The sequence below is a fragment of the Stenotrophomonas sp. YJH_SMC_64 genome, assembly GCF_059371375.1.
The window spans coordinates 124,394-136,433 of sequence record NZ_JCAFUN010000016.1 but is presented as its reverse complement, the minus strand read 5'-3'; the positions used below and the strand labels follow the sequence as shown (position 1 = coordinate 136,433).

Below are 12,040 nucleotides of genomic sequence, written 5' to 3'. Positions count from 1 at the left end.
TACGCTGGCCTGAAGGCCAAGGGCAAAGCGAGCAAGGTGGCGCTCGTGGCGGTCATGCGCAAAATGCTGGTGATCCTCAACGCCCGTAAGCGAGACGCCGAGGTGGCCCTCGGCTGCCCCTGACAAGACAGTTGCTACTGCCTCCGGTAGTGCCGGCCGCTGGCCGGCAACCCGTACCCCGCGTATCCACGCATGGCGTGGATCTACCGGGCGTCGTCGAGCAGCTGTTCGAGGCCGGCGGTTTCCGCAGCGTCGTTGAAGTGGCCCTCCCCCAGCCGGGCTCGTACGAACGCCAGGCCATCCGCCGCCGCCGCGTCGAGCGTGCCGCGATGGTCGACCGGGTAGCGCCGGAACGCTACCGGCTCGCCGCGCAGCGCCAGGCCTGCGGCATACAGCAGGGTGGTCAGATAGGGGACGTCGCGGTCCTCGCTGCCGTGGCCCAGCATCAGCGGTTGGCTGAAACCGCGGCGCGGTACGCCGAGATAGTCGTACAGCACGGCCCAGATGCCCGGCACGCTGGTCAGCGGTGCGGTGAACATGCTGCCGGTATCCGCGCCGTCCAGCGTGGTGGCCAGTTCGCCCAGGCACTGCTCGCGTGCCACTGCCACGCGGGTGCGGCCGGTGTCGCTGAGGACGCGGTCGATCTGCGGCGCAACCTGCAGCAGACCGTCGAGCAGATACGCGTGATACGCGTTGAGCGCGCCAGGATTGGTGGTGCGGTTGTCCGGCTTCATCACCAGTGCGGTCAGCTCGACGGCGGTGGGCGTGCCGGTGGTGAAGCTGCCGCGGTAGTGCAGCGACGGGCCAGCATAGGTGGGCGCCAGATGCCCGGCAGTGAGCGCGGCGGCACCACCCTGCGAATGGCCGACCGAGACCCAGCGCGGCGACAGCGTTGCGGTGCCCAGATACTGGCGGCTGGCTTTGACGAGGTCGATGGCATTGCGCGCGGCAGTGCGCACATGCAGATAGGCATGGTCACCTGGACCGCCGAGGCCCTGGTAGTCCGCAGCAACCACCGCATAGCCCTGTGCCAGGAACTGATCGAGGAAGCGGCCGTCGCGTTCGGGTTGGTAGGGGCCGGACACCGAGGGCGCACAGTGATCCGCGATGCCCTGGGTGCCATGTGCCCAGGACACCACCGGCCAGCCGCCTGCAGGCGCCGCGCCGGCGGGCAGGTACAGCAGGCCGGTGCCTTCGGCCAGCTGGCCGCGATGATCCGGGGTGCGGTAGTGCAGCTTGTAGGCCTGCGCGGCCTTGGACGGCACCCATGACGCGCGATAGGGGGCAGCAGACAGCAGATCGCCCGGTGCGGGTGAGGCAGCCGCCACGGGGCCCGAGGACAGCGCCAGCAGGGCAGTGGCGAGGATGCAGGCGAGCGGGTGGAAACGGCGGGGCGGTGGGGTCATGGGGCGCTCCTTCACGACCGGGATGGCCGTTGCGCCGCAGTGTGGAGGGCCTCGCCTACGCCGATTGGGACCGGCGTCGCATCCGCCGGGGATTCGTAGAATTCCTAGTGTCGTGGTCCATGGGCGCGCGAACCCTCCACGCATGGCGTGGATCTGCCGACAAAGAAAAGGCCCCTTTCGGGGCCTTCTTTTACTTCTTTTCCAGTCGCGCGTTGCGCTGGCCGGTGCTGGCGGACTTTTCGCCAGCGAACGGGTTCAGCTTGCGGATCATCCACGGGTACTTCGGCCACTTGCCTTCCAGCCACGGGTGGTCCGGCTGGTTCAGCTGCAGGACGCGGCGGGCGTCGTCGGCCAGGGTCTTGTTGCCCAGGTGGGTGTAGGAATCGGCCAGGACGGCGACGGCATCGTACTGGAACGCGCTCTGCGGATAGGTTTCCAGCAGGTAGTTGGCGCGGCCGGCGGCCGAGACCCAGGCGCCGCGGCGCATGTAGTACAGGGCGTTGTCCAGCTCATGCTGGGCGAACACGTCACGCAGCTCCAGCATGCGCTGGCGCGCATCGGCGGCGTAGCGGCTGTTCGGGTAACGGTCGACCACGATGTTGAAGTCCGAATACGCCTGGTGCGGCGTGGACAGGTCGCGGCGGCTGGCATCCAGCGACCATACGCGACGCAGGAAAACCGTACTGCGGTTGGAGTTGGCCAGGCCGCGCAGGTAGTACAGGTACGCGATGTTGCGATGGGTCGGGTAGGTACGGATGAAGCGGTCGATGCTGGACACCGCATCGTCGTGCTTGCCGGCCTTGTACTGCGCGTAGGCGGTTTCGATCATCGCCTGTTCGGTATACGGGCCGTACGGATACTGGGCCACGAGGCGGCGGAAGCTGGTTTCAGCCCCGCTCCAGTTGCCACCCTGCATCAGCTTGTGGCTCTTCTCGTACAACTGTTCGACCGGCGTCCCTTCATCGGGGCGATCGCCCTTCTTGGCGCCACGGTGGCAGCCGGTGGCGGCGATGACCAGCACCAGCAGCAGGGCGGTGAGGCGGACGGGCGCGGAGAGCATGGAGGAGCGTCGGATCATGAGGTCGAGGCGGGACGCGGCTGGAATACGAAGGGTCGATGATAGCCTAGTGTCCTGTCCAGCGACTGAAACCGGCCGCCGGGACCCCAAAATTTCAAAGAATGCCCCCTGCCATGTCTGAACAACCCTCTGAATCGGCCCGCCAGGCCATCGTCCCCGACACCGCTGCCGGCCGCCGTTTCGACGCCGTGGTGGCCGAACTGTTCCCCGAATACTCGCGTTCGCGCCTGACCGAGTGGATCAAGGCCGGGGAGGTCCTGCTGGACGGCGCCCAGGTGCGCCCGCGCGATCCGCTGCGCGGTGGCGAGGTGGTGACCCTCAACGTGGTGCTGGAAACCCAGACCGACGCCCAGCCGGAGGACATCCCGCTGGACGTGCTGTTCGAGGACGAGCACCTGCTGGTGATCAACAAGCCGGTCGGCCTGGTGGTGCACCCGGGCGCGGGCAACCACAGCGGCACCCTGGTCAACGCCCTGCTGTTCCGCGACCCGTCGGTGGCGGTGCTGCCGCGCGCGGGCATCGTGCACCGCCTGGACAAGGACACCAGTGGCGTGATGGTGGTGGCCAAGACCCTGGAAGCGCAGACCGCGCTGGTCGAGCAGCTGGCCGCACGCGACGTGCACCGCCAGTACCTGGCCATCGTGATGGGTGCGCTGGTGGCCGGCGGTACCGCTGATGCCCCGATCGACCGCCACCCGCGCGACCGCCTGAAGATGGCGGTGCGCGAGGACGGCAAGGAAGCGATCACCCACTACCGCCTGCGCGAGCGCTTCCGTGCGCACACCGCGCTGGAGTGCCGCCTGGAAACCGGCCGTACCCACCAGATCCGCGTGCACATGGCGCATGTGCGCCATCCGATCATCGGTGACCCGCTGTACGGCGGTGCGCTGAAGCTGCCCAAGGGGGCCAGCGATGAGCTGGTGGCCGCGCTGCGTGGCTTCAAGCGCCAGGCCCTGCACGCGGAAACCCTGGAGTTCACGCACCCGATCACCGGTGAGCTGGTGCGCAACACCGCGCCGGTGCCGGAGGACATGCTGCACCTGATGAAGGTGCTGCGCGAAGACAGCGAGGCCTTCGCCGCGCGCGAGCGGGACCGCTGGTGATGGCCGCCGCGCTGCCCGTGCTGCAGGCGGACTGGCCGGCGCCGCCGGGCGTCCATGCGTTGACCACGCGTCGGCACGGTGCGGGCATTTCGCCGGCGCCGTTCGCGCAGTTCAACCTGGGCAACCGGCACGCGGCCGACGGTGATACCCCAGCCAACGTAGAGCACAACCGCCAGCTGCTGCAGCAGGGGCTGGGGCTGCCCTCGACACCGCACTGGCTGCGCCAGGTGCACAGCAGCACCGTGCTGCGCTTCACCGCGCCGCCGGTGCCCGGCGCAAGCGAGCCGGTGGCCGATGCCGCAGTGACCTCGGTGCCGGGCGTGGTGCTGGCGATCCTGACTGCCGACTGCCTGCCCGTGGTGTTTGCCGCCGCCGATGGCAGTGAGGTGGGCGCGGCCCACGCAGGCTGGCGTGGCTTGGCCGATGGCATGCTGGAGGCCACCGTGGCCGCCATGCAGACGCCGCCGGCGCAGCTGCGGGCTTGGCTGGGCCCGGCCGCCGGACCGGCCGACTACGAGATCGGCGAGGAGGTCTACCACGCCTTCGTCGGCCATGATCCGGCCGCCGAGGCGGCGTTCGTGGCCACCCGCGCAGGCCATTGGAAGGTGGACCTGTTCGCGCTGGCGCGGCAGCGGTTGCAGGCGGCGGGCATGGACCCGGCGCAGGTCCATGGCGGCACGGTGTCGACCATGGCCGATCCGGACCTGTATTCGCACCGGCGCGACCGTCGCACCGGGCGCATGGCGACGCTGGCCTGGATCGCGCCCTGACCTTGCCGCTGTTCGCGCGCGTGCTGGGGCCGGCCTTCGCCACCCTGGCCGCGCCGGTGCAGGCGTTGCATGCCGCGCCGTTGCCCTGCCGCTACGTGGGGCAGGCGCGTATCGTGAGGGGGCGGCACTGGCTGGTGCCGCTGTTGGCCGCGTTGGCGCGGCTGCCGAAGGACGGTGGAGCGTTGCCGACCGAAGTGGCGTTCAGTGCACACGGGCAGGGCGAGCAGTGGGCGCGGCGTTTTGGCCGCTGGCCGATGGTGTCGCGGCTATGGGCGCACGAGGGCTGCCTGCGCGAGCAGTTGGGCGCGGTGCGCTTCGAGTTTGATCTGCAGGCCCGCGAGGGTGGCATCGACTGGTCGGTGCGCCGGGTCTGGGCGTTCGGGCTGCTGCCGTTGCCGAGGCGCTGGTTTGGTGGCGTACGTTGCCGCGAAGCCTGGCAGGGCGAGCGTTACACTTTCCTGGTCGATGTGACGCTGCCCTGGGCGGGAGCCCTGATCCGCTATGAAGGTTGGCTCGAACCGCAGTGAGGCCGCCGCCGAGGCGGGTAGCGCGGTGATCGTATTCGATGGCGTATGCGCGCTGTGCAACCGCTGGGTGCGCTTCCTGCTGCGTTTCGACCGCGCGGGGCGCTACCGCTTTGCGGCGATGCAGGGGCAGCAGGGCAGCGCGATGTTGCGCGCGCACGGGCTGGACCCGCAGGAGCCGATGTCGTTCCTGCTGCTGGACGCGCAGGGTGCCTGGACCGATACCGATGCGATCCTCCGCGTGCTGGCGGGGCTGGGCGGCGCCTGGCGCCTGACCGGCGTACTACGGGCAGTGCCGCGCGGCTGGCGTGATGCCGCGTACCGCGTGCTGGCGCGCAACCGCTACCGCTGGTTCGGACGGCACGACGCCTGTCATCTGCCCGCACCGGAGCAGGCAGCGCGATTCCTGGATTGAAGGAAAAAGGGGACGGAGGGGATCAAGGCGTCTGTGCACAACTGCCTTGATCCCCTCCGTCCCCTTTTTTCCTCAACCTTCCAGCGCGTCCAGATAGCTGCGGCGCCAGTGATTGATGTCGTAGGTGCGCAGGTGATCCATCATCGCGTGCCAGCGTTCCTTGCGCCTGCTCAGTGACATCGTTGCTGCCGTGGCGATGGCGTCGGCCACGCCGTCCAGATCGTGCGGGTTCACCAGCAATGCCTGCTTGAGTTCGTCGGCAGCGCCGGCCAGCAGCGACAACACCAGCACGCCGGGATCTTCCGGGTCCTGCGACGCCACGTATTCCTTGGCCACCAGGTTCATGCCATCGCGCAACGGCGTGACCAGGCCGACCGCCGCCGCCCGGTAGAAGCCGGTGAGGGTGGCATGGGTGAAGTTCTGGTTGACGTAGCGCAGCGGCGTCCAGTCAGGTTCGGCGTGGCCACCGTTGATGTGGCCGGCGATCTGTTCCAGCTGGCTGCGCAGCTGCCGGTACTCGGTGACATCGCCGCGCGAGACCGGGGCGATCTGCAGGTAGGTCAGCGAGCCGCGCTGGTCGGGGTGGCGCTCAAGATAGCGCTCGAAGCCAAGGAAGCGTTCGGGCAGGCCCTTGGAATAGTCCAGGCGATCCACGCCGATCGCCAGCTGGCGATCGCGCAGGCTGGCGCGCAGGTTCTTCACGGCGGCCTTGGTGGCCGCGGTGCCGGCCTGGCGTGCGATCAGCTCGGTGTCGATGCCGATCGGGAAGGCGGCGGCACGGAAGCGGCGCCCGCCCGGTGCTTCCAGCTCGCCGTTGTCGAGCACGCGGCCGCCGCCGAACAGGCGCAGGTAGGTCTGGAAGCGATCAGCGTCGCGCTGGGTCTGGAAGCCGACCAGGTCGTAGGCGTACAGCGCGGAGAACAGCCGCAGGTGGTCGGGCATCGCCTGCAGCAGGTCGGCAGACGGCATCGGGATATGCAGGAAGAAGCCTATGCGACAACCGATGCCGCGCTCGCGCAGCAGCGCACCGAGGGGGATCAGGTGGTAGTCGTGGATCCAGACGATGTCGTCCTCGCGCAGCAGTGGCGCGAGCTTGTCGGCGAACAGCGCGTTGACCTTGTGGTAGGTCTCGCGGGTGCCGCGGTCGTAGTCGACCAGATCCAGGCGGAAGTGCAGCAGCGGCCACAAGGTGCGGTTGGCGAAGCCGTTGTAGTAGCCATCGACCTCACGCTTGCTCAGGTCCATGGTGACGTAGTCGATGTCACCGTCTTTCTGCCGGTGCAGCGTGCCGCTGCCTTCCTTCACCGTCTTGCCACTCCAGCCGAACCACAGGCCACCGCGTTCCTTCAGGGCAGCCAGCAGGCCGACAGCCAGGCCGCCGGCGCGGTTCTCGCCGGGCACGGCCACACGGTTTGAAACCACGACCAGACGACTCACGATGCCTCCTGCCAGGACCGCGACAGGCGCATTGCGGCGGTGATCAGGCCGACGTGCGAATAGGTCTGCGGGAAATTGCCCCAGGCCTCGCCGCTGTCGAAGGCCAGATCCTCCGACAGCAGGCCCAGGTGATTGCGCTGCTTCAGCAGCAGCTCGAACATCTCACGTGCTTCATCCATGCGCCCGATCGCGGCCAGCGCGTCGATGTACCAGAATGTGCAGATGGTGAAGCTGGTTTCCGGTTCACCGAAGTCATCCGGCGCGACATAGCGGTACAGCGAATTGCCATGCTTGAGGTCGCGGCCGATGGCATCGACGGTGGCGATGAAGCGGGCGTCCAGCGCGTCGATGAAACCGATATCGGCCAGCAGCAGCAGCGAGGCATCCAGCCGATGGCCGCCGAAGGTATCGGTGAAGTGGCCCAGCTCCTCGTTCCAGGATTCGGCCATGATGCGCGCGTGGATGGTGTCGGCGCGCTCGCGCCAGTAATGCGCGCGGTCATCGCGCTTCAGGCGCACGGCGATCTTGCACAGGCGGTCGCAGGCAGCCCAGCACATCGCGCTGGTGTAGGTGTGCACTTCGGTGCGGCCGCGGAATTCCCACAGGCCGGCATCGGGTACGTCGTGCAGGGCGAAGGCCTGTTCGCCCAGGGGTTCCAGGCGGGCGAAGGTGTGCGCATCACCCGGGTCCTGCAGGCGCCGGTCGAAGAACAGCTGCGTGGACGCCAGCACCACGCTGCCGTAGACATCGTGCTGGCGCTGCACCCAGGCCAGGTTGCCGCGCCGTACCGGGCCCATGCCGCGATAACCGGACAGGCTGGGTACCTCGTCCTCGTCCAGCTTGGCCTCGAAGCCGATGCCATACAGCGGCTGCAGCGTGCCGTCGGTGGTGGCCAGGTTGAAGATGTAGCCGAGGAACTGTTCCATCGTGCGCGTGGCGCCAAGACGGTTCAGCGCCCGCACCACGAAGGCCGCGTCGCGCAGCCAGCAGTAGCGGTAGTCCCAGTTGCGCACGCTGCCGGGTGCTTCCGGAATGGAAGTGGTCATCGCCGCGATGATCGCGCCGCTGTCCTCGTACTGGCACAGCTTCAACGTGATCGCACTGCGGATGACCGCGTCCTGCCATTCCAGTGGAATGGACAGGTAGCGCACCCACTCGCGCCAGTAGTCGCGGGTGCGCTGGAAGGCTTCCTGCACGTAGCCGCTGATCGACCGATTGAGCGATTCATCCACGCCCAGGATCAGGTGGATCGGATGGTTGAGCACGAACGGCAGGCCGTCGCGCACGAAGCGCACCGGCACATCGGTGGTCAGCCGCAGCACGTGCTCGGGCAGGATCCAGCGCACATGGTTACTGCCCCAGGTCGACTCTGGCACGCGTGCGCCCCAGTCGGCCAGCGGGCGCGCACGCACGGTGATGCGCGGGCTGCCGGCCAGTGGACGCACCTGGCGGATCAGGCTGACCGGCCGGTAGAAGCGGTCGTTCTGGCGCCAGCGCGGGGCGAAATCGAGGATTTCCAATGCGCCGCCCTGCGTGTCACGCAGCACGGTGCGCAGGATCGCAGTGTTGGTGAGGTATTCCTGCTCGCTGCTCGCGAAGTCCTCCAGCTCGATGGCGAAGTCGCCGCCGGTCTGCTGGTTGGGGCCGAGCAGGGCGCAGAAGGTGGGGTCGCCGTCGAAGGTGGGCAGGCAGCTCCAGACAACGCGGGCATGTTTGTCGACCAGGGCGCCGAAGCTGCCGTTGCCGACCACGCCCAGATCAAGATCGGGTTGGGTCATCACGCGGTACATCTCGGTTGCGGCCGTGGGGGTTGGCCGGGTCAATAGGCATTCTCACGCAGCCAGGCGTGCACGCTGCGTATGTCGGGCAGCGCGAACACGGCCGCACTGGGTTCACGTTCACCCACCAGCACGCTCCAGCCATGCTGGCCGTTGGCGGCATCGAAGCCGAATTCGTCGGTGAGGTCATCACCGAGGAACACCGGCAGGCGGCCGCGGAAGGGCAGGTACTGCATCATCCGGCGCACGGCACGGCCCTTGTCGGTGCCGACAGGCACGAACTCGACCACATGGTCGCCAGGCTGCAGGCGGTAGCTGGTGCGGCCACGCACGTGGCGGTCAGCGAACGCGCGGACATCGCTGGCGGCGTGCGGCGCACCGCGCCAGTGCAAGGCCAGGCCGACGCCCTTGTCTTCCACCAGCACGCCAGGATGCCCATGGGCGAAGCGCATCGCCTGCTGGTGCAGCGCGTGCAGCCATTCGGCGGTGTCGTCGTCGTGTTCGTCGCGCAGCACACGACCGTCTTCGCCACGCAGCTCATGGCCGTGCAGGCCGGCGGCGGGTAGTTGCAGGGGGGCGAACAGTTGATCCAGCTGTTCAAGCGGGCGACCACTGACCAGTGCCACGGCACCTTCCAGGCGGTCGCTGATGCGGCCGATGGCTTCACGCACATCCGGCAGCAGCTGCACGGCATCCGGGCGTGCAGCGAATTCGATCAGGGTGCCATCGACATCGAGGAACAACGCACAGGCGTCGTCCAGCAATGGCGGTGGCGGACGCAGGGGGAGCGGTTCAGCCATGACGCCCAGCTTGCCAGCGTGGGCGTGTACGCGGGGTCGAGGGCAGGCTACGGCCCTGCTTCGGTGGGTGCCGACCGTTGGTCGGCACGGCAGCAGTGCGGACCAACGGTCCGCACCCACCCAAAGCAGATCCGCACCCGGATCACGAAGTTGCCGGCCAGCGGCCGGCACTGCCGTGTCGTGCGGACCAACGGTCCGCACCTACCCAATGCGATCAGAACGTATAGCGGACGCGGCCGTAGTAGTACGCGCCGTTGCTGCCGATCGGCGACAGCACGTCATACGGCAGGTTGCCGAAGTAGTGGATATCGCTGTTGGATCGATCCGGGTAGTTGTCGGTCAGGTTCTGGCCGCCGATGGCCACGCTCCAGCGCGGAGTGATGCGGTATTCGACCTCCGCATCCAGCTGCCACTCGGCCTGGTAGGTCTGGCGCGGGATGTAGCCGTCACCGAAGTTGAACACGCGGGTGGCGCTGCCGTAGCGGTTCACGCGGCTGCTCAGCGACCAGTGGTCGTTGCTCCATGCAGCCGAGAAGCTGCCGCGCGTGCGCGGCGTGGCATCGGTAAGCGTGTTGGTTTCTTCGATGCCAAACAGCACGTAGTCCGGATTCAGTGCACGCAGCTGTGCCGGCGTGGCCAGCACGTTCTTCAGCGTGGTCTTGGTGTACGCATAGGTGCCGGTCAGCAGCAGCTGGCCGTCGCCCAGCGACTGGCGCCAGTTGCTCACCAGCTCGGCGCCGCGGGTGCGGGTATCGGCGGCGTTGACGAAGAAGCTGGCGCTCTGCAGGCCGCTGACGCCGTAGTTGGCGGCCACGTAGTCGGTCAGCGCATCGCCGGTGATGCTCTCCGACAGCGCGATGCGATCGTCGATGTCGATCTGGAAGAAGTCCAGTGACAGGTCGAAGTGCTCGCCAATTTTGCTGGTGAAGCCCAGCGAGGTATTGATCGACTTCTCCGGCTTCAGGTTCTGCGCACCGAGGCCACGCGCGATCGGGTTGTTGACCGACAACAGGCGGCCCTGCACCAGCTGGCCGCCAGCGTTGTAGCCGGTGGAGGTGGATTCGTAGCCGATCTGTGCCAGCGACGGCGCTCGGAAGTTGTTGGAGATGGCACCGCGCAGCGCGAACGCCGGGGTGAATTCATAGCGCAGGCCGAGCTTGCCGGTCAGTTCACCGCCGAAGTCGTCGTTGTGCTCGTAGCGCGCGGCCAGATCGGTGGAGAACTTCTCGCCGAACTGACTGGACAGGCTGGCGTAGGCGCTGGCGACGTCGCGCGACAGGGTGGCCGCGTCCTGCGGGGTCAAGCCGCCACCGGCCTGCGAACCGGTCGGGCGGTCGGTGTACGGGCCGGCCGCATAGCTGGCCGGGTCGCCGGGACGGGTCTGGTAGCGCTCGTGGCGTGCTTCCACGCCCAGGCCGAGCGTGTGGCTGATGCTGTCGCTCTGGGTGAACACGCGGCTCAGGTCGAGGTTGCCCACGGTCTGCGCGTATTCGTAATCGGCGGTCTTGAAGCGGGTCGGGCTGGTCGGGCCCAGCGAGGCGTTGAGCGAATCACGCAGGCGGTAGGTGAAGTCGTTCTGGCCGTAATCCAGGCTGCCGTCGTAGCTCCATTCGCCCCACTGCCCGCGTACACCGGCCACGGCCTGCACGTCGCGGTTCTCGCCCTCGGAGATCGGCCGGTACCCGTTCGGATAGACTTGCTTCCAGTTGGCCTCGCCATCGGGATAGCGGAAGTAGTTGGCGCCTTCGGTGTCACGCTGGTTGAAGGTACCGAACGCGTAGAACGTCGAGGTCTGTCCCACCGGGATCTCGGTGTTCAGCCACAGGTTGATGTCCTTGCTCTTGCCATCGCCCAGCACGTAGTTGCGCTTGCCCTGCAGCGCCAGGTTGCCCGGGGTCTGGTCCCACGGCGGAATCTGGTCGAAGCCGGCGCGGTTGGTGCCGTTGCGGTGCTTGTATTCCAGGCCGACGCGCAGGAAGCCGCCGTCCTCGCCCAGCGAGGTGCCGACCTTGGCGCTGATATTGCCGGTCTGGCCGTCGGTAAGGGTGCGCCCGATCGGCTTGAGGTCGGTGTGGTTGGCGCCGTAGCTGGCCTCGATCTCGCCACCGTCGCCGCCGTTGTCGAGGATCACGTTGATCACGCCGGCCACCGCATCCGAGCCATACAGCGCACCAGCGCCATCACGCAGTACTTCGATGCGCTTGATCGCGCTGACCGGGATCGAATTGAAATCAACCGGGGTGGTGCCCTTGCCGATCTTGCTGTCGGTGTTGACCAGCGCGGTGTGGTGGCGGCGCTTGCCATTGACCAGCACCAGCACCTGGTCCGGCGACAGGCCGCGCAACTGTGCGGCGCGCACATGGTCGGCGCCACCGGAGTTGGACTGGCGCGGGAAGTTGAACGACGGCAACAGCGCCTGCAGCGCGCTGCCCAGCTCGCCGTTGACCACGCCGGCCTTGCGGATGTCCTCGGCGGTGAGCACATCCACCGGCGAGGTGGATTCGAGCACGGTGCGGTCGGCGGCACGGGTGCCGGTGACGATCACCGTGTCCAGGTTGGTGGCGTCCTGGGCCAGGGCCGGGACGGCGGCGGAGGAAAGCGCGAGGGCGATGGCGAGGCCGAGCGGCGACGCGGGCAGGCGGACGGACATGGGGGCTCCAGCAACAACGACGACGGGGAAGGGGGAGATGGTTTCACTTACATCCATCCGGATGAAGCGATATATTATC

The 12,040-nt window shown here is 67.8% G+C and carries 10 protein-coding genes and 1 pseudogene; 5 read left to right on the top strand and 6 right to left on the bottom strand.

What is annotated here, in order from left to right:
* Nucleotides 1-123 (top strand): annotated as a pseudogene (locus tag AC5P9L_RS17640) (IS110 family transposase); the annotation flags it as partial.
* Between the two features lie 80 nt (nt 124-203).
* Here AC5P9L_RS17640 and AC5P9L_RS17635 read toward each other — a convergent pair.
* Both AC5P9L_RS17635 and AC5P9L_RS17630 read right to left on the bottom strand, forming a co-directional pair.
* Nucleotides 204-1,406: a lipase family protein gene (locus tag AC5P9L_RS17635; protein WP_227415645.1), complete on the bottom strand. Its 1,203-nt coding sequence runs from the start codon at nt 1,404-1,406 to the stop codon at nt 204-206.
* 190 nt (nt 1,407-1,596) lie between these two features.
* Entirely contained in the window at nt 1,597-2,484 is an 888-nt protein-coding gene (locus tag AC5P9L_RS17630) for an outer membrane protein assembly factor BamD (RefSeq protein ID WP_024956778.1), read from the bottom strand.
* Nucleotides 2,485-2,597: 113 nt separating this feature from the next.
* Here AC5P9L_RS17630 and rluD point away from each other — a divergent pair, with 113 nt between their 5' ends.
* Genes rluD through AC5P9L_RS17610 form a run of 4 tightly spaced genes read left to right on the top strand, consistent with a single transcriptional unit; the run spans nt 2,598 to nt 5,296 of the window.
* Nucleotides 2,598-3,587, top strand: coding sequence for a 23S rRNA pseudouridine(1911/1915/1917) synthase RluD (gene rluD, locus AC5P9L_RS17625; RefSeq protein ID WP_005410789.1), 990 nt, complete (start codon nt 2,598-2,600; stop codon nt 3,585-3,587).
* Nucleotides 3,587-4,357, top strand: a complete 771-nt coding sequence (pgeF, locus tag AC5P9L_RS17620; protein ID WP_049395382.1) for a peptidoglycan editing factor PgeF — start codon at nt 3,587-3,589, stop codon at nt 4,355-4,357. The genes rluD and pgeF overlap by 1 nt, the downstream gene beginning before the upstream one ends.
* Nucleotides 4,358-4,359: 2 nt before the next feature.
* Complete coding sequence (locus tag AC5P9L_RS17615; protein WP_049452820.1) at nt 4,360-4,884, top strand: DUF4166 domain-containing protein; 525 nt, start codon at nt 4,360-4,362, stop codon at nt 4,882-4,884.
* Nucleotides 4,859-5,296, top strand: coding sequence for a thiol-disulfide oxidoreductase DCC family protein (locus AC5P9L_RS17610; protein ID WP_100438359.1), 438 nt, complete (start codon nt 4,859-4,861; stop codon nt 5,294-5,296). Before AC5P9L_RS17615 ends, AC5P9L_RS17610 begins: the two co-directional genes overlap by 26 nt.
* A 72-nt stretch (nt 5,297-5,368) precedes the next feature.
* On the opposite strand, the gene otsA is transcribed toward AC5P9L_RS17610, so the two are convergent.
* The 4 genes from otsA to AC5P9L_RS17590 form a co-directional block, all read right to left on the bottom strand.
* Entirely contained in the window at nt 5,369-6,733 is a 1,365-nt protein-coding gene (otsA, locus tag AC5P9L_RS17605) for an alpha,alpha-trehalose-phosphate synthase (UDP-forming) (protein WP_005410785.1), read from the bottom strand.
* Entirely contained in the window at nt 6,730-8,511 is a 1,782-nt protein-coding gene (locus AC5P9L_RS17600) for a glycoside hydrolase family 15 protein (protein ID WP_005410784.1), read from the bottom strand. The genes otsA and AC5P9L_RS17600 overlap by 4 nt, the downstream gene beginning before the upstream one ends.
* A 41-nt stretch (nt 8,512-8,552) precedes the next feature.
* On the bottom strand, nt 8,553-9,311 hold the full coding sequence (gene otsB / locus AC5P9L_RS17595) for a trehalose-phosphatase (RefSeq protein WP_005410783.1): 759 nt from the start codon (nt 9,309-9,311) through the stop codon (nt 8,553-8,555).
* A gap of 214 nt (nt 9,312-9,525) precedes the next feature.
* Nucleotides 9,526-11,961, bottom strand: a complete 2,436-nt coding sequence (locus AC5P9L_RS17590; protein WP_227415646.1) for a TonB-dependent receptor plug domain-containing protein — start codon at nt 11,959-11,961, stop codon at nt 9,526-9,528.
* Between the last annotated feature and the right edge of the window lie 79 nt (nt 11,962-12,040).

Excerpts from the sequence above, each read along its gene's own strand:
- AC5P9L_RS17635 (WP_227415645.1), bottom strand. The coding sequence starts at position 1,406 with ATGACCCCACCGCCCCGCCGTTTCCACCCGCTCGCCTGCATCCTCGCC.
- AC5P9L_RS17630 (WP_024956778.1), bottom strand. The coding sequence starts at position 2,484 with ATGATCCGACGCTCCTCCATGCTCTCCGCGCCCGTCCGCCTCACCGCC.
- rluD (WP_005410789.1), top strand. The coding sequence starts at position 2,598 with ATGTCTGAACAACCCTCTGAATCGGCCCGCCAGGCCATCGTCCCCGAC.
- pgeF (WP_049395382.1), top strand. The coding sequence starts at position 3,587 with ATGGCCGCCGCGCTGCCCGTGCTGCAGGCGGACTGGCCGGCGCCGCCG.
- AC5P9L_RS17610 (WP_100438359.1), top strand. The coding sequence starts at position 4,859 with ATGAAGGTTGGCTCGAACCGCAGTGAGGCCGCCGCCGAGGCGGGTAGC.
- AC5P9L_RS17600 (WP_005410784.1), bottom strand. The coding sequence starts at position 8,511 with ATGACCCAACCCGATCTTGATCTGGGCGTGGTCGGCAACGGCAGCTTC.
- otsB (WP_005410783.1), bottom strand. The coding sequence starts at position 9,311 with ATGGCTGAACCGCTCCCCCTGCGTCCGCCACCGCCATTGCTGGACGAC.
- AC5P9L_RS17590 (WP_227415646.1), bottom strand. The coding sequence starts at position 11,961 with ATGTCCGTCCGCCTGCCCGCGTCGCCGCTCGGCCTCGCCATCGCCCTC.